The 16,018-nt window shown below is 61.2% G+C and carries 15 protein-coding genes; 6 read left to right on the top strand and 9 right to left on the bottom strand.

The window, feature by feature from the left end; translation table 11 throughout:
* Nucleotides 1–63: 63 nt before the first annotated feature.
* The 3 genes from sigK (at nucleotide 64) to ACR9WD_RS04925 (ending at nucleotide 3,152) form a co-directional block, all read left to right on the top strand.
* Nucleotides 64–645 (top strand): ECF RNA polymerase sigma factor SigK, encoded by a 582-nt coding sequence (gene sigK / locus ACR9WD_RS04935; RefSeq protein WP_073706751.1) that lies wholly within the window; start codon nucleotides 64–66, stop codon nucleotides 643–645.
* Nucleotides 645–1,469: an anti-sigma factor gene (locus tag ACR9WD_RS04930; protein ID WP_121866440.1), complete on the top strand. Its 825-nt coding sequence runs from the start codon at nucleotides 645–647 to the stop codon at nucleotides 1,467–1,469. The genes sigK and ACR9WD_RS04930 overlap by 1 nt, the downstream gene beginning before the upstream one ends.
* A gap of 198 nt (nucleotides 1,470–1,667) precedes the next feature.
* Nucleotides 1,668–3,152 (top strand): molybdopterin-dependent oxidoreductase, encoded by a 1,485-nt coding sequence (locus ACR9WD_RS04925; RefSeq protein WP_038990105.1) that lies wholly within the window; start codon nucleotides 1,668–1,670, stop codon nucleotides 3,150–3,152.
* A gap of 17 nt (nucleotides 3,153–3,169) precedes the next feature.
* On the opposite strand, the gene ACR9WD_RS04920 is transcribed toward ACR9WD_RS04925, so the two are convergent.
* Both ACR9WD_RS04920 and ACR9WD_RS04915 read right to left on the bottom strand, forming a co-directional pair.
* On the bottom strand, nucleotides 3,170–3,616 hold the full coding sequence (locus ACR9WD_RS04920; protein WP_052253498.1) for a YdeI/OmpD-associated family protein: 447 nt from the start codon (nucleotides 3,614–3,616) through the stop codon (nucleotides 3,170–3,172).
* A 510-nt stretch (nucleotides 3,617–4,126) separates the two neighbouring features.
* A complete protein-coding gene (locus ACR9WD_RS04915; RefSeq protein ID WP_190264788.1) occupies nucleotides 4,127–4,786 on the bottom strand; it encodes a maleylpyruvate isomerase family mycothiol-dependent enzyme in 660 nt (219 codons plus the stop codon).
* Between the two features lie 82 nt (nucleotides 4,787–4,868).
* Between ACR9WD_RS04915 and ACR9WD_RS04910 the strand changes: the two genes are divergently transcribed.
* On the top strand, nucleotides 4,869–5,312 hold the full coding sequence (locus tag ACR9WD_RS04910) for a MarR family winged helix-turn-helix transcriptional regulator (protein ID WP_170214610.1): 444 nt from the start codon (nucleotides 4,869–4,871) through the stop codon (nucleotides 5,310–5,312).
* Between the two features lie 87 nt (nucleotides 5,313–5,399).
* Here ACR9WD_RS04910 and rbfA read toward each other — a convergent pair whose 3' ends face one another.
* From rbfA to rimP, 5 genes are all read right to left on the bottom strand, one after another.
* Nucleotides 5,400–5,834 (bottom strand): 30S ribosome-binding factor RbfA, encoded by a 435-nt coding sequence (rbfA, locus tag ACR9WD_RS04905; RefSeq protein ID WP_254590552.1) that lies wholly within the window; start codon nucleotides 5,832–5,834, stop codon nucleotides 5,400–5,402.
* A 101-nt stretch (nucleotides 5,835–5,935) separates the two neighbouring features.
* Nucleotides 5,936–8,833: a translation initiation factor IF-2 gene (gene infB / locus ACR9WD_RS04900; protein ID WP_190264786.1), complete on the bottom strand. Its 2,898-nt coding sequence runs from the start codon at nucleotides 8,831–8,833 to the stop codon at nucleotides 5,936–5,938.
* 176 nt (nucleotides 8,834–9,009) lie between these two features.
* Nucleotides 9,010–9,330, bottom strand: a complete 321-nt coding sequence (locus ACR9WD_RS04895; protein ID WP_052253499.1) for a YlxR family protein — start codon at nucleotides 9,328–9,330, stop codon at nucleotides 9,010–9,012.
* 139 nt (nucleotides 9,331–9,469) lie between these two features.
* Entirely contained in the window at nucleotides 9,470–10,453 is a 984-nt protein-coding gene (nusA, locus tag ACR9WD_RS04890) for a transcription termination factor NusA (RefSeq protein WP_038989667.1), read from the bottom strand.
* Nucleotides 10,454–10,455: 2 nt separating this feature from the next.
* On the bottom strand, nucleotides 10,456–11,022 hold the full coding sequence (gene rimP, locus ACR9WD_RS04885; protein WP_038989669.1) for a ribosome maturation factor RimP: 567 nt from the start codon (nucleotides 11,020–11,022) through the stop codon (nucleotides 10,456–10,458).
* 175 nt (nucleotides 11,023–11,197) lie between these two features.
* On the opposite strand from rimP, the gene ACR9WD_RS04880 reads away from it, so the two are divergent.
* Nucleotides 11,198–12,271: a hypothetical protein gene (locus ACR9WD_RS04880; RefSeq protein ID WP_434922850.1), complete on the top strand. Its 1,074-nt coding sequence runs from the start codon at nucleotides 11,198–11,200 to the stop codon at nucleotides 12,269–12,271.
* A 552-nt stretch (nucleotides 12,272–12,823) separates the two neighbouring features.
* Nucleotides 12,824–13,165 (top strand): hypothetical protein, encoded by a 342-nt coding sequence (locus ACR9WD_RS04875; RefSeq protein ID WP_121866437.1) that lies wholly within the window; start codon nucleotides 12,824–12,826, stop codon nucleotides 13,163–13,165.
* A 5-nt stretch (nucleotides 13,166–13,170) separates the two neighbouring features.
* Here the strand turns inward: ACR9WD_RS04875 and ACR9WD_RS04870 are convergent, their stop codons facing one another.
* Entirely contained in the window at nucleotides 13,171–13,962 is a 792-nt protein-coding gene (locus ACR9WD_RS04870) for a TSUP family transporter (RefSeq protein ID WP_143181070.1), read from the bottom strand.
* A 59-nt stretch (nucleotides 13,963–14,021) separates the two neighbouring features.
* Nucleotides 14,022–15,809, bottom strand: a complete 1,788-nt coding sequence (locus ACR9WD_RS04865; protein WP_190264784.1) for a proline--tRNA ligase — start codon at nucleotides 15,807–15,809, stop codon at nucleotides 14,022–14,024.
* Between the last annotated feature and the right edge of the window lie 209 nt (nucleotides 15,810–16,018).

Genomic DNA, 16,018 nt, shown 5'->3' with positions numbered 1-16,018 from the left:
TTCCCGAACGCCACGCCACCGCAGAGCGCCGCTGAGGCACAAATGCATGAGACTCTAGGATTCATGAGTTCCAATAGACTCGACGCCATAGAAGACGATTCCGTGCAAACGCCAGACGACTTGTTGCGGCAGGTCGCGCTGGGGGCCGAATCTGCCTTCGAATCGCTCTATGATGCCATGGCATCGCGGGTCTTCGGCCTCGTGCTGCGGGTGCTTCGCGACCAGGCGCAGAGCGAAGAGGTCACCCAGGAAGTATTCGTCGAAGCGTGGCAGCAGGCCAAGCGCTTCGATCCGTCCCGCGGAACCGCTGCATCCTGGCTGCTGACCATAGCCCACCGCCGAGCCGTGGACCGGGTGCGCTCCAGCCAAGCGAGCCAAGCCCGGGATCTGCGCATTGGAATCAAGGAATTCCAGGACAGCTACGAAGACGTGGAAGAGAACGCCATCTTGCACGACGAGACCGTACGCGTTGCCCGGGCACTGCAACAGCTCAGCGCACCGCAACGCGAAGCCATACAGCTGGCCTACTTCGGCGGATACACCCACCTGGAAGTCGCTGAGCTGCTGAAAGTACCGGTGGGAACCGCTAAAACGCGAATACGCGATGGCATGGGCAAGCTTCGAGAACTGATGGGAGTGGCGTAATGGAAAAGCATGAGAACGAGCGGACCGACAGCTTCGCCCTGGAAGCTCTGGGAGACGAGGACCGCGGCAAGCTCGCGCACCAGGACTCAGATGCCGCCCAGGCCCGCCACGAGCTGGATGCCTTGCAGGAAACTGCTGGACTGCTCGGCTTGGCAGCGCAGCCGGTTGCTCCCCCAGCACGGCTCAAGAACGATGTCATGGCAGCTATCCGCGCCACCGAGCAGCTGCCGCCCGTCCAGGACCAGGAGCCTGCCTCGGGCAGCTCCCCCGCCAGTGGCTCCACGGCTGGTGCGGAACGTGAATCCGATACCCCGGCTACGCCCCCGGCGTCGCAGCCCGGGGCACCGCGCGGCAACCAGCGCTTCTTCGCCTTGGCCGCCGGCGTCCTGCTACTGGCAGCGGCGGCGTTGGGCGGCTTGGCCATCCAGCAGAATTCCGAGCAGCGCGAGCTGGAAAGCAAAATGGCAGCCATGGCCGAACATCAGGAAGAGCTCGCCCGGATCCTGGGGGCTCCCGATGCCAAGTCCAAGACGCAGACCTTGGATGACGGGGCAACGATCACGCTGTCCTATTCCGCGGCCGAAGGACTGATGGCGGTTTCCACCTCGGGCATGCCGGAGCTGTCCAGCGACAAAGGGTACGAGCTGTGGCTGATTTCCGCCGACGGCGCAGTCCCGGCAGGAATGCTCACGGGCAGCGATGCCAACGGCATGATCATGGTTTCCGATCCGATGCAGGGGATCACTCATTTCGGGATCACCGTCGAGCCGGCCACCGGCTCCCCCGCCCCGACGACGGATCCCATCATGCTGCAGTCGCTATGAGATCGCAGAAAATCTTGTAGCCGGTTCCAATCTGCTGTGCGTCCCGTTCCGAAAACACTGTGAGTGGTTGTTCCCCCGCATTAGGGAGGGGAACATGGAACGAAACGCATGAGGTGAGTGGCAGTGGGCTTCAAGAACAAGCGCGGCAGCAGGGTTTACGTTTTCCACGCGGTAGCCGGAATATGTTCGGCAGCGCTCATGTTTGCCGTCGCCCAGTTGGCCTCGGCATTTTTCAATAGTGCTTCCTCGCCGTTTTTCGCACTGGGGTCTGCCATCATCGACTTGACGCCTCCATGGCTCAAGGACTTCGCCATCGCCACCTTCGGGACCAATGACAAGCTGGCGCTGTTCATTTCCATCGGCGTGGCGGCAGCGGTGCTCTCTGCCCTGATCGGCCTGCTGGCCAAGCGGAGTTTCGCGTTGGCCTGCACCGCCATCATTGCTTTGGCGCTGGTGCTTGCCAGCGCTGTGGCCGCCCGCGCGTCCACCAGCCTGCTGGATGTTGTCCCTACGGTGCTGGGCGCAGTCGCCGGCATCGGAGCTCTTCATTGGCTGGCCCGGCTGGCTACAGCCACCGTCCCCGAACCCGGCCAGGGCACGGCAGCTGCCGGCCCAAGCCGCAGAATATTCTTGCGCGGCGCGGTCCTGTCCTTGGCGGCCGCGGCACTGGCCACCGCGGTGTCCACCTCCGTCTCCGCTACACGCAATATGGCTGTCGCCGCCCGCAACGCCCTGCGCCTGCCAGCGGCCCGGACGAAGGCCAAGGCCCTGCCCGAAGGAGTGCAAATAGAGGAGGCGAATATGCCCCGCTTCGTTACTCCCAACCAGGATTTCTACCGCATCGACACCGCGCTGTCGGTGCCGCAGATCGACCCGAACCAGTGGTCCTTGCGCGTGCACGGCATGGTGGAGAATGAATTCACCATCGGCTTCGACGAGCTGCTGGGCGAGGAACTCGTGGAAACGTATCTGACCCTGACCTGCGTATCGAATCCTGTCGGAGGAGATCTGGTAGGCAACGCGAAGTGGCTGGGCTACCCGCTGCGCAAGGTGCTGGAGCGCGCGGTTCCCCAGGCCGGCGCCGATATGGTGCTTTCGACTTCTCATGACGGTTTCAGCGCTTCCACACCGCTACAAGCGCTGACCGATGACCGGATGGCCTTGCTGGCTATCGGCATGAACGGCGAGCCGCTGCCCTTCGACCACGGATTCCCCGTGCGCATGGTGGTTCCCGGCCTCTACGGCTATGTCTCGGCCACCAAATGGGTGATTGATTTGGAGGTGACGCGTTTCGAGGACAAGGCCGCCTATTGGACTACCCGCGGCTGGTCTGAACGCGGTCCCATCAAGATGTCCTCCCGCATCGACACGCCTCGGCCCTTCGCCGAGGTCCCTGCAGGGGAAGTTGTCTTGGGCGGAACTGCTTGGGCGCAGACCCGGGGCATTTCACGCGTGCAGGTGCAGATCGATGACGGCCCCTGGGAGGATGCGCAGCTGGCCGCCGAAGCGTCGCTGGATACATGGCGGCAGTGGCGCTTCGTGTGGAAGGACGCGGCACCGGGCATGCATGCGGCGTCGGTGCGAGCCTATGATGCGCAGGGCAAGATGCAGACCCGCGAGAAAGCCAACCCTGTGCCCAATGGCGCCAGTGGTTGGCAGCGTCTGCAGTTCACCGTGCAGTAGCCTTGCTCACCAGCACCCTATTCGTCGCGCAGCGCCTTGATAGCTTTCTCGACCCGGCGCGTCCTGGTGTCTTCGCCGCGGGCAGCCACGATGGGCTCCACATGGCCTCGTTGCTTGCTGTAGGACAGCTTGTTCCACGCTTCAAGGAGCTGCGGCTCGGCGGAGAGCAGCACGGCCAGTGGCTCGGGAATTTCGACGGTCCGCGGCTCTTCATCCAATTCGAGTTTCACGCTGATCTCATCGCCTGCGCCCTTGCCCGTGGCAGCGCGGGTTTCAGCGTTGAAGGAAATCAGGAACTGGCCACGCATCGATGAAATGGTGTTCCGGTAGCTATATCCCCCGTCAATGGTTACCAAGACAGGAACGCGCTTGCCACGGCCGAATCCGGCAACGACGTCATCTGGAACGACAATTCCGACGTTGTTCCCGCCGGTGGCACTGAGCACGGTGATGAATTCTGGCATTCTCGGGACCCCTGTTTCGGCTTATGCTGGTGAAGGCTACGCTATCCCACAAGCTCGCCCCGGGTCTACTGGCCCCAATGCCACACGGCAGGGCGCGAGTTCTGCGCGTATCAGCCTGCGAGCGTCCAGAGCGCGTCCATTCCGAGACCGCGTCAAACAGATCGTCCCGGGACGTGCTCGGTAAAGGCATCGACGTGCGCAGGTGACCAAAGCGGACTGCGATCCGCTCGTTCGGCGCTCCAAAATACGGGCCTGCATTCGTCGAGCTGTCCGGCGGTAATTGCGGTTCCAGAGGATGGCACGTAGGAAGTCCTGTGCGCCTGTGCGCTTGATTGCTCGCATTCCCGGTAGGAGTTCGGCAGGAATAAAAAGAGCTCCCGCAAGCCGTCTCAAATTTCCAGACTGCTGTCCGCGTCCTAGGCGGTGCCGCCGCCCCGAGCGAAACCGCGTGACGGTGCCCATGGAGACGCCATGACAGCGACACTAGTTCACGGCATTGCAGCTAGGCTGCTATGGATCCGTCCTTGCTTCCTTCTTTTCCCGCAGCTCCCGGACAATGGAGATGCCATCTCCCGTAAGCGCTTCCCAGCGTGGCGTTCGCCCTGCCCTGAGCATTACCAGCTCGTCGATGGGCCCGAATACCGGCTCCCCTTTCCCCGATTCGAAGCTGGCGTCACGGGCAATCATTTTCACCGAACGGATCACGTTGAGACTGCCCAGCATCAAACCCGTCCGCCCCAGACGTTGAGCAACTTCGACCGCTGCTTCTGGCGGCATCATGTGCCGGATTCCCAAGGGTCGCACAAGGTCCTGGAAGTGCACCAAGGTATCAGTCAAGGTTTCTTTCACGTTGACCATCGATGGGCCTCGTTTGATTGTTGCGAACCGTTCGTACTGCTCAAGAATTGCAAACGCGCCTGCTCTCCCCCGCATTTGCCCATCGCGCAGGACCGTCCCGTTATAACCGTGCCTGAGCATAGACGGCATCAGCTTCATCATGGAGGATGCGTTTAGCTGCGGTGCGCTGATGACGTGCGCCGCCACGTCCTGGACGCTCCATCCTTGGCACAACGAAGGCGCCGCCCATTGTTCCGGGCTCAGTGCTTGCAAAATCTTGAAGAGTTCCAAGCGCTGCTCGATGATGACATCCCACATTTCCTCGGCCAACATCTGTCACACCTCCAAGTAGTAAGAGACTCTGACTAAATAGTGAGATATTCTGACTAACATGTCAATAGAAGGTCGAGAAGAAATGTCCATCGGAACCCTGCTCTTCATCGCCCAGCGCGCTTTCGAAGAAGAAATTGTCACGGCGCTGCACGATGCCGGGTTTAATTTCACCATTGCCCAGGGAAGGCTTGCAGCGCGAATCGGGGAACAGGGCAGCAGATTAACGGAGTTAGCCAACGCTGCCGGTATCGCAAAGCAAAGTGCCGCTTATCTGCTCAGGCAACTGGAAGAGATCGGCTTGGTTGCACGTCAGCATGACCCACGAGATGCCCGCGCCCAACTGGTTGTCCTCACGGAGTACGGTCGGAAAGCGCAACTGGCGGCGCGCGATATCGAAGCGAGGATTGAACGGCGTTGGCAGGATCTTCTGAGCCCGGCAGCTTTCAAAGAACTCAAGCAGCATCTAGGAACTTTGCGGGAACTCGTTGACCGCCATGCTGAATCCCCGGAACGCCAGCTCGGTTAGGCCAATTCAATGCAAGAAATTCCCCGGACCTGGCGATCACGCGAGGTCCGGGGAATGGGCAGACGGTGCCGGTTGGCGCTTCGAAGCTTAGGCTTCGTCGCCGTCCTCGTCCTTCTTGTACGGGTCCTGGTCTCCGGCGAAGTCCTTGCCTTCGCGCAGGGCCGCTACCTCAGCATCCTTCTCGCGGGCCTTGGCCAGCAGTTCCTCCAGATGCGAGGCGCCCTCGGGGATCTCGTCGGCAACAAAGGCCAGCGTCGGGGTCAGGCGGATGGTCAGGTTCCGGCCCAATTCCTTGCGCAGGGCGCCGCCACGCTTTTCCAGCAGGGCGGCGATGTCCTTCTTCATCTCGTCATCGCCAAAGACGGTGTAGTACACCGTAGCGTGCTGCAGGTCGTTGGTGACGCGGGCATCGGTCACGGTGACGTTGTCGATGCGCTCGTCCTTGATGACGTTGCGCAGCGACTGGGCCATGAGGACCTGTACGCGCTTAGCCAGGCGTGCGGCGCGGGCTGAATCAGCCATGGTTTTCTCCTAATGGTTCAAAACTCGTGGGCGCTTGACCAAAGCTTATCGGTCAAACGCCCACGAATCAGTGAGTCACACTGCTAATTGCCTGTCGGCAATTAGTCGCGTGGCTTTTCGCGCATCTCGAAGGTCTCGATGATGTCGCCTTCCTTGATGTCGTTGAACGACCCCAGGCCGATACCGCATTCGAAGCCCTCGCGGACCTCGGTGACATCGTCCTTCTCGCGGCGCAGCGAATCGATCGACAGGTTGTCGCCCACGACGTTGCCGTCGCGTACCAGGCGGGCCTTGGAATTGCGCTTGATAGTGCCCGAGCGGATGATCGAACCGGCAATGTTGCCGAACTTCGAGGAGCGGAAGACCTGGCGGATCTCGGCGGTACCGAGGGCCACTTCTTCGTATTCCGGCTTGAGCATGCCCTTGAGCGCTGCTTCGATGTCGTCGATCGCGGAGTAGATGACCGAGTAGAAGCGCATGTCGACGCCTTCCTTGTCGGCCAGTTCTGCCACGCGCTCGGCTGGGCGGACGTTGAAGCCAATGATGATGGCGTTGTCCACGGTTGCCAGGTTGACGTCGTTCTGGGTGATCGCACCGACACCGCGGTGGATCACGCGCAGCTGCACGTCGTCGCCTACCTCGATCTTCATCAGCGAATCTTCCAGTGCCTCGACAGCACCGGAAGCGTCACCCTTGAGGATCAGGTTCAGGGTATCGATCTTGCCATCGGCAACAGCCTTGTCGAAGTCTTCCAAGGTGATGCGCTTGCGGCGCTTGGCCAGCATGGCATTGCGCTCTGCGGTCTCGCGCTTGTCAGCGATCTGGCGGGCGGTGCGCTCGTCTTCGGTGATCAGGAAGCCGTCGCCAGCACGCGGAACCGAGGACATGCCCAGGACCTGTACCGGACGCGATGGCAGTGCCACGTCGAGGTTCTCGCCATTCTCGTTGAACATTGCACGCACACGGCCGTGGGCGGTGCCCACCACCATGGTGTCGCCAACGCAGAGGGTGCCGGACTGGACCAGGACGGTGACAACCGAACCGCGGCCCTTGTCCAGGTTCGCTTCGATGGCCACGCCGCGAGCGGACTTGTCCGGGTTCGCCTTCAGCTCCAGGACATCGGAGGTCAGCAGGACAGCGTCCAGCAGCTCTTCGATACCCTGCTTCTGCAGTGCAGAAACCTTCACGAACATGGTGTCGCCACCGTATTCCTCGGGTACCAGGCCGTACTCGGTCAGCTGGCCCATGACCTTGTCAGGGTTGGCGCCTTCCTTATCGACCTTGTTCACTGCGACGATGATCGGCACGCCGGCAGCCTGTGCGTGGTTCAGCGCTTCCACGGTCTGCGGCATGACGCCGTCGTCCGCTGCGACAACCAGCACTGCAACGTCGGTGACCTCGGCACCGCGGGCACGCATGGCGGTGAACGCCTCGTGGCCCGGGGTATCGATGAAGGTCATCGCGCGCTGGCGGCCCTCGTGCTCATGGTTGATCTGGTATGCACCGATGTGCTGGGTGATGCCGCCGTGCTCGCCCTCGATGACGTTCGACTGGCGGATGGCATCCAGCAGTCGGGTCTTACCGTGGTCGACGTGGCCCATGATGGTGATGACCGGGGCGCGCTCTTCGAGCACGTCTTCGCCTTCGGCCTCAAGTTCGGCTTCCAGGTCCAGTCCGAAGCCTTCGAGCAGCTCCTTGTCCTCGTCCTCTGGGGAGACGACAAGCACCTTGTAGCCCAGCTCTTCACCGAGCACCTCGAAGGTCGCCTCATCCAGCGACTGGGTTGCGGTAGCCATTTCACCGAGGTGGAACAGCACGGTCACCAGCGCGGCCGGGTTGGCGCCAATCTTGTCAGCGAAATCGGTGATCGACGCGCCGCGGCGCAGACGGATCTCGGTGTCACCGGTGCCGCGCGGAACATTCACGCCGCCCAATGACGGAGCACTCATCTGCTCCAATTCCTGGCGCTTTGCGCGCTTGGACTTGCGCTGCTTGCCGCGACCGGCGCCTCCCTTGCCGAAAGCGCCGCCAACGCCACCGCGGCCGCGTGGTGCGCCTGGGCGGAAGCCGCCACCGGTGCCGCCACCGCCGCCGCCACCTGGGCGACCGCGTCCGCCGGCACCTGCACCCGGACGTCCGCCGCCTGCTGGGGCTGGACGATCGGTGCGATTAGGCATCATGCGCGGAGTTGCAGTGGTGCCGGCGCCTGGGCGTGGACCGCCTGCACCAGCTGGGCGTGGAGCGCCCTGGCCTGCTGGGCGTGGGCCGCCTGCGCCGGCTGGACGTGGCCCGCGCTGGCCATCGCGTGGCGGGCGTGGGCCGCCCTGGCCGTCGCGAGCCGGGCGTGGACCGCCAGCACCAGCTGGACGTGGACCGCGCTGGCCGTCACGTGGCGGACGAGGACCGCCCTGGCCACCTTCGCCGCGCATGCCCTGCTGCGAGGAGAACGGGTTGTTGCCTGGACGTGGACCGCCCGGACGTGGGGCGCCTGGACGTGGGGCACGACCGCCTTCGCGGCTGCCGCCGCCACGGCGTTCGCCGGACTCAGCGCCGCGCATTCCCTGCTGGGACGAGAACGGGTTGTTGCCTGGGCGCGGAGCGCCTGGCTTTGGAGCCGGCTTGGCGCCTGGCTTCGGTGCTGGGGCTGCACCCGGCAATGGAGCGCCAGGGGTTGCCTTCGCGGTTGGAGCGGCAGGTGCTGCTGGTGCAGCAGGAGCCGGAGCCGGCTTGGCGCCTGGCTTCGGCGCCGAGGCACCTGGGGTAGCTGCCGGCTTTGGAGCTCCAGGGGTCGCTGGCTTGGCGGCGGCTGGCTTCGCAGCTGCTGGCTTGGCGGCACCGTTCGAACCCGGGAATGCGTCGCGCAGCTTGCGCGCTACGGGTGGTTCAACGGTCGAGGAAGCGGAACGAACGAATTCGCCCATGTCCTGCAACTTGGTTAGTGCTTCTTTTGAAGTGATTCCGAGCTCTTTGGCGAGCTCGTGAACGCGGGGTTTAGCCACATCTCTCCTGTGTCGATGTGATCTGCTCAAACCCCGGTATCAAAAGATAAATCTTTGGATCAGCGGTCTGGCAGATCAGCTGTGTAATTCGTGAAATTCTTCCGTCGCACGGTGGATCACGCAGAACTGATAATTCATCGTTGTGCGCTCAGCATTGCCGACTCATCGGGTTGCCATCAGATTTCTGACCCGCTTTCATCATGTTTGCCAGATAGCTGGCTTGCTGCCAACTGATCTTCGTATGCAGTGAATTCCTGCAGTACCTGCGAATCGTCTACCGCGGATCTGAAGGTCCGCGCGAACGCTCGGCGCTGCACTGCTTGCTGCACACACTTTTCGGTCCCGTGGGTCCAAGCGCCCCGCCCGAAAGCGGAACCTTGCAGATCCAGATTCACCGCACGCAGCGGTGCACCGTCTTTGAGGACCCAACGGAGCAGCTCGTTCTTATTGGTTACGGTTCGACAGCCAATGCACGTGCGTTGCTGATGCAGCTTCATGCGAGCGCCGTCGCCACCTTCCCAAGTTATTACGAGCCATCTACTAGTCTAGCGCGTTTGGACGCCATAGCGCGCATGAGATGTGGCTCACACGCAACCAGGCGTCCAGCACGCTGAACTGGAATTCTTCGGCAGCTGCTTACAGCTGCGGTTCCTTGCCGCCCGATGCGGCCAGGATGTCGATGCGCCAACCGGTCAGCTTGGCTGCGAGGCGGGCATTCTGCCCTTCCTTGCCGATCGCCAGCGAGAGCTGGGAGTCGGGGACAACCACGCGGGCACGGCGTTCACTTTCGTCCAGGATCTCCACCGAGATGACTTTCGACGGGGACAGAGCCGCTGCGATGAATTTTGCTGGATCCTCGTTGTAATCGACGATGTCGATCTTTTCGTCATTCAGCTCGTTCATCACAGCGCGCACGCGGGTTCCCATTTCGCCAATGCAGGCGCCCTTGGCGTTGACGCCGGCCTTGGTTGCACGCACGGCGATCTTGGTGCGGTGGCCAGCTTCGCGGGCCAGCGCCTCGACCGCGACGGTGCCGTCAGCGATTTCCGGAACTTCCATTTCGAACAGCCGGCGAACCAGGTTCGGGTGGGAGCGCGACAGGGTAATGGCCGGGCCCTTGTTGCCGCGCTCGGCCGAGACAACGTAGGCGCGCAGGCGGTTGCCGTGCTGGTACTTCTCGCCTGGCGACTGCTCGACCGGCGGCAGCAGCGCTTCCAGGTCGCCGAGCTTGACCTGCACCATGTGCGAGGAGTAGCCCTGCTGGATGACGCCGGAGATCAAGGTGCCGACACGGGCCGCGTACTCGCCGACGACCTGCGCATCTTCTGCTTCCCGCAGGCGCTGCATGATCACCTGGCGTGCGGTCGAAGCGGCAATGCGGCCGAAGCCGTGAGGAGTATCGTCGAATTCGCCGAGCAGCACGCCAGCGTTATCGCGGTCTTCCACCAGGATCGCCACATGGCCGTTGCTGCGCTCAATATGCGCGCGAGCGCCAGGCATGGCGCCTTCGGTCTTGTTGTAGGCCAGCAGCAGGGCCGACTCGATGGTTGGAATCAAGACATCCATCGGGATGTCGCGGTCTTTTTCCAGGATGCGCAGCGCATTCATATCAATATCCACGCTTAGCCCTCCAAATCTTCAGTATCGACAGTGTCCAAGAGCGCGTCGTCGAAGTTCAGTTCTGGATCGACAACTGCTTTGCGGATATTTTCAAATGCATGGGTCGCAGGTTCGAGCACCTTGACCTTCATGCCCTTCTTGGCCGGCTCGCGGTGCTCGGCAACCAGCACGTCATTTTCGTTGACCTCTAGTAGGCGTCCGCGGAGCTTCGTGCCGTCTGCCAGTGAAAGCTTGACCATGCGGTTGATGGCGCGGATCCAGTGGCGCTGGGCAGTCAACGGTCGGGAGAGTCCAGGGGAACTGACTTCGAGTTCGTATGGAGCCGCATTCGCATAGACGGCGTCCTTGTCCAGGGCATTGGAGATGGTGGTGGTGACTTCGCCAAGTTCATCGAGATCCAGCGTTTCATGCCCGTCAGCTTTGTCGACGATGATCTGCAGGATCATTTGCTTGCCGGAGGGACGCAAGGTGACTTCTTCTAAGAGAAGCCCGTGGGATTCTACGTCTTTGGAGAGCAATGCAGTCAGACGCTGCGCTTCCTGTTCGGTATCGGCCGGCATTCCGGTCATGGATATCCTCCCACGCTATTCGATGTTGTCCTTTAAGCCTATATTGCGTTCCGCCCATTGAGAACATCCAAACGGGCACAGGTGAAGGAACTCACGCCCATTTTCCATTCATCGTGGCGCGCGGCACCGCCAATGCCCTCATTGCCTGTGTTGATCATGGCATGATCGAAACGCTATGACTGAAAAAACGCCTTATTCCTCCCCTCGCTCCGACAGGCAAGCACGCCGTGCTCCGGGCTGGATTGCTCCGGCCTTGGCTGGCGCAGTTGCCGTGGCAGTGACGTGGGGAACAGGCAGTACGCTCTTTCATGGTGCCCTGGTCGAGCACGGACTGCCCGAACAAGTCAGCGAGGCCAGCGCCGATCAACGCACGATGTGGGAACAGGGAGCAAAGCTCGCGGATCTGGCATCCCAGGCACAGGCTTTGGCCAAACTGGCACCCGAGGAAAACGCGTCACAGCTGTCCACACTGGCAACTTCCTTGTCGCAGGGTTCAGCACTGCTCGGCGAATTGCGTTTCGATGACCAAGAACCTGCAGCGTTGCCGCAACGCTACTCCCCCGACGCACTGGTTGCCCTTGCCACGAATGTCGCCCATGCCTCGGCACAGATGCCTGCATTCGAGGAGCCGTCGCTGCCCAGGGATTCGAAACTGGCCGAGATTGCCTTCCAGATCAATCTGGATGCCCGCCGTGCAGTCGCATCTTCAGGTGACAAGCGCGACCTCGACTTGGCCCTGCCGCTGAGCAAAGTCGCGGGCGAGGAAAAGCAGAATGACCAGCTGGTAGCCTGCCTGCCGCATGCAGATCTGCTGGATCCGGCTATGGAAATCACCGGAGCGCAGGACATCGAGCCAACGGCCGTCGCCCGTGCACTGGACCGCGGCTACGCGCTGGATTTCCTTCTTCAGCTCACGGCTGCTCGTGGCGCTGAGTCAGCCGAGGATGCCATTGAAGATCGGCGCAGCGAATTGGGAAATCAGCTTCGCGGCCTGCGCGACGTCGTTGACGACCGGTGTGCAGACCTGCGCGAGCCCGCCTATGCATTGCCCGAAGGCGGACTGGAAGAACTAGCCAAGCTCTCCGCAGCAGCCGAAGAAGATTTTGCTGAAGCGCTGGTCGTAGCAGCGGGAAATACCGATGGCGCCGCTGGATTGGAAATTTCCGCCCTAGCATTCCAAGCTCTCCGCGAACTCCACGGATCAAGTAGTGACTACCGTCTCTTGGAAACTGTCGAGTCCAAGAAATAGCTTGAGTTCCAGCAGATTTTTCTGGCATATTTCCCACGTCGTTGATTTATCACGAAATAATTACAACCTTTATTCTCCACGGCGAATTATGGCCAGGGTTGGAACAGACGTTTCTGTCGAGATGAAGCAGGCAATGTTTCAACGATCAGTGGTTTTTAACCTTGCGTCTCGTTGAAACTGGCATACCCGATACCGGTTTTTCGTAATCGACCGTAATTTCAGTTACCAGTCTTCCCTATTCACTCCACCATCGAATGGAGCTGTAACTACATGAATTTCATTCCTACTCAACTGCTCTCGATATTCACTGCCAAAGGGTCTATGGTGAATAACAAGTGCTTAAGATTCGGCATTCAGCTCCGCTAAAACGGAGTGAAAATTTCCGCTTTCTTCCACTTATTGGGGAACTAACCACTTGCAGCTAGGTCGTCAATTGGAGGTAGTGAAATGTCAGGTCGATACATGCGTTCGACGATAGCTGAACTGGTCAGCGAAGTGATCAGTTCACGGCAAGGTCGTGCGCAGCTCAGCGCACATGGTTGGATTCAGGGCATGCCCATTGTCATTGCTCAATCCGGAGAATCTGTAAACGACGTCATGTCGCTCGTAGCCGCGCATCAGCCTCCGGTGCTGGTCGCTACCCTCGACCCCGAGAACAACGATTTGTGGTTCTTGTACGTATCAATCGGTTCCACCGCGTTGAAGACCGTGGATCCGCTGGAACCCCGCACGACAATTGCCCAACTCTACAAAGCCGCATTAGGCTCTAGCTTCCTGACCTTCAGGATCGCGCAAATGCCGACCAGTTCCATGGTTCATGCCATGGAACCGCAACAGGTCCAGCATCATGCCGGTTACCCGCCAATTAGCACATCAGCTGCCGGAAGCCGCTAGACCTTTCAGTTGCCGGCCAGGATCAGGTCCGAACCGAGCTTGATGATCAGTGCCGAAACGACGATCACGAAGACGATGCGTATGAAGGCGCTGCCCTTTGAGATGGCCATGCGCGCGCCGAGGTAGCCGCCGAGCATATTCATCAAGCCCATGGCCAGGCCTAATGCTACCAAGACGTGCCCCGTCGGGACGAAGAGCAGCAACGCACCCAGATTGGTGCACAGGTTCACGATCTTCGCCTTGGCGGAGGACTGCAGGAAGTTGTAGCCCAGCACCGTCACCATGGCGATGATCAAGAACGATCCAGTGCCTGGCCCGATCATCCCGTCGTAGCCGCCGATCAGCAGCCCGATCAGGATGGCGCGCAGATAGTGCCCATGCCCGGTGTAGCGCAGGCGCGACAGCTCCCCCGCTTTGGGCTTGAGGATCGTGAAGAGCAGCACCGCAATGAGTGCTGCGATGATGATGGGCTGAATCGCTTCGGCTGGAAGTATTGTTGCCAGCGCGGCTCCGCCGAACGCCCCGAGCATCGCGGTCAATGCCATCGGAATCGCAGTTTTCAAATCCGGGCTGGTGCGCCGGTAGTAGGTCACCGCGCTGGTTGCAGTCCCGAAGATCGAGCCGAGCTTATTCGTGGCCAACGCCTGCACCGGAGTGATGCCGGGGAAAAGAAGCAGCGCGGGCAATTGGATCAGGCCGCCGCCGCCAACCACCGCGTCGATCCATCCAGCGCCCAAGGCTGCCAGAAGCAGCAAGGCCAGGGGCCAGAAGGAGACGGGTTCACCGTTGACGGACAGCAATTCCAAGATCTCTTGCACCGCGCTACTCCCCTATTCAGTTTTCGGCTGCCGCGCTCTTAGGCAGACAGCTCCCCAACGACGTCCTCGACCTTGACGTCGCGGCGTTCGCCTGAGGTACGGTCCTTGACCTCGACGACGCCCTCTGCGAGGCCACGGCCCACCACGACAATGGTTGGGATGCCGATCAGTTCCGCATCGGAGAACTTCACGCCAGCGGAAACCTTTGGACGGTCGTCCAGGATGACCTCCAGGCCGGCCGCTTCGAATTCGGCGGCCAGCTTCTCGGCGGCTTCCAGCAGCTCTGGGCCCTTGCCGGTGACAACCATGTGGATGTCGGCTGGGGCAACCTGCTTTGGCCATGCCAGGCCGTTTTCGTCGTGGTACGCCTCGGCGAGCGCGGCTACCGCACGGGTGACGCCAATGCCGTAGGAACCCATGGTGACGACGGTCAGCTTGCCGTTCTGATCCAGGACCCGCAGATCCAGTGCTTCGGCGTACTTGCGGCCGAGCTGGAAGATGTGTCCCATTTCGATGCCGCGTTCGGTGCGCAGCGGGCCGGAGCCATCCGGTGCCGGATCTCCTTCGAGCACGTTGACCGACTCGATGGTGCCGTCAAAGCCGAAGTCGCGCTCGGCCACCAGGCCGAAGACGTGCTTGCCCTTTTCGTTTGCGCCGGTGATCCACGAGGTGCCGGATACAACACGGGGATCAACCAGGTAGGTGATGCCGCTGGTTCCCTCGGTACCCAGAACAGCCTTGTCCAGGCCGTTGCCCGGGCCGATGTAGCCAGCAACCAATTCTGGGTGCTTAGCCAGGTCTTCGCCGTTAGCGGCTTCAACCTGGACCTCGCCGATGATGCCCAGCGGGGCACCTACGGTAGCTTCGACGCGCTTCAGGTCCACCTGGCGGTCGCCTGGAACACCGATGACTACCAGCTGGCGGTTGCCTTCAGGGTCGGTCACGGCCAGGACAACGTTCTTCAGGGTATCCTTGGCTTCCCAGGCACCGGCCTCGCGTGGGCGCAGCTCGTTGGCCGCGGCCACCAGGGTTTCGATGGTCGGGGTGTCCGGGGTATCGACGACCTCGAACGCAGGTGCGTTGGTGTAATCGATGGATTCTGGCACCACGGTGGTCACAGCCTCGACGTTCGCAGCATAGCCGCCTGCCGAACGCACGAAGGTGTCCTCGCCGATAGCCGTTGGATGCAGGAACTCCTCGGATTTGGAGCCGCCCATGGCGCCTGCCTGCGCGAAGACCGGGACAACTTCCAGTCCCAGGCGCTCGAAAATCTTCAGGTAGGCGGCGCGGTGCGCCATGTAGGCCTCGTCCAGGCCCTCGTCATCGATGTTGAAGGAGTAGGAATCCTTCATGATGAATTCGCGGCCGCGCAACAGGCCCGCGCGCGGACGTGCTTCGTCGCGGTACTTGTTCTGGATCTGGTACAGGTAGACCGGCAGATCCTTGTACGAGTTGTACAGGTCCTTCACCAGCAGGGTGAACATTTCCTCATGGGTCGGAGCCAGGAGGTAATCCGCATCTTTGCGGTCCTTGAGGCGGAACAGGCCTTCGCCGTATTCGGTCCAGCGGCCGGTCTGCTCGTAAGGCTCGCGTGGCAACAGCGCTGGGAAGTGGACTTCCTGGCCGCCGATAGCGTTCATTTCCTCGCGAACGATAGCTTCAACACGCGCAAGGACCTTCAAACCCAACGGCAACCAGGTGTAGATTCCCGGGGCCGCACGACGGATGTAACCGGCGCGTACCAACAACTTGTGGCTGGCGACTTCGGCGTCAACCGGATCTTCACGCAAGGTGCGCAAGAAGGTAGTGGAAAGCTTCAAAACCACTCGGGGTGTCCTTTTCCGTCCGTCGACTTCAGAGATATTTCCGGATGCCGACTAGCTATGCAAAATCAAATGGGTTTTGGCCAGAAAATTGGCCTTAATCAATGCTACAGCTTTCGGCGACTTCCCAATAAATTCAAGGGGTCGAGCGGAACCGTGTTGCGTTTTCAGTAGCTTGCTCCCGCTTCTGGGCCACTGCCGGGCGTTGCAAG

Origin of the sequence: Glutamicibacter sp. PAEs-4 (assembly GCF_051161755.1) — a bacterium.
Lineage (GTDB): Bacteria > Actinomycetota > Actinomycetes > Actinomycetales > Micrococcaceae > Glutamicibacter > Glutamicibacter nicotianae.
Note: the sequence above shows the minus strand (reverse complement) of the source record. Positions and strands in the feature narration are given on the sequence as shown.

Excerpts from the sequence above, each read along its gene's own strand:
- ACR9WD_RS04920 (WP_052253498.1), bottom strand. The coding sequence starts at position 3,616 with ATGCCAGAATTCATCACCGTGCTCAGTGCCACCGGCGGGAACAACGTC.
- ACR9WD_RS04880 (WP_434922850.1), top strand. The coding sequence starts at position 11,198 with ATGACTGAAAAAACGCCTTATTCCTCCCCTCGCTCCGACAGGCAAGCA.
- ACR9WD_RS04930 (WP_121866440.1), top strand. The coding sequence starts at position 645 with ATGGAAAAGCATGAGAACGAGCGGACCGACAGCTTCGCCCTGGAAGCT.
- ACR9WD_RS04915 (WP_190264788.1), bottom strand. The coding sequence starts at position 4,786 with ATGTTGGCCGAGGAAATGTGGGATGTCATCATCGAGCAGCGCTTGGAA.
- rbfA (WP_254590552.1), bottom strand. The coding sequence starts at position 5,834 with ATGGCTGATTCAGCCCGCGCCGCACGCCTGGCTAAGCGCGTACAGGTC.
- sigK (WP_073706751.1), top strand. The coding sequence starts at position 64 with ATGAGTTCCAATAGACTCGACGCCATAGAAGACGATTCCGTGCAAACG.
- ACR9WD_RS04925 (WP_038990105.1), top strand. The coding sequence starts at position 1,668 with ATGTTTGCCGTCGCCCAGTTGGCCTCGGCATTTTTCAATAGTGCTTCC.
- ACR9WD_RS04910 (WP_170214610.1), top strand. The coding sequence starts at position 4,869 with ATGTCCATCGGAACCCTGCTCTTCATCGCCCAGCGCGCTTTCGAAGAA.
- ACR9WD_RS04875 (WP_121866437.1), top strand. The coding sequence starts at position 12,824 with ATGCCCATTGTCATTGCTCAATCCGGAGAATCTGTAAACGACGTCATG.
- ACR9WD_RS04895 (WP_052253499.1), bottom strand. The coding sequence starts at position 9,330 with ATGAAGCTGCATCAGCAACGCACGTGCATTGGCTGTCGAACCGTAACC.
- rimP (WP_038989669.1), bottom strand. The coding sequence starts at position 11,022 with ATGACCGGAATGCCGGCCGATACCGAACAGGAAGCGCAGCGTCTGACT.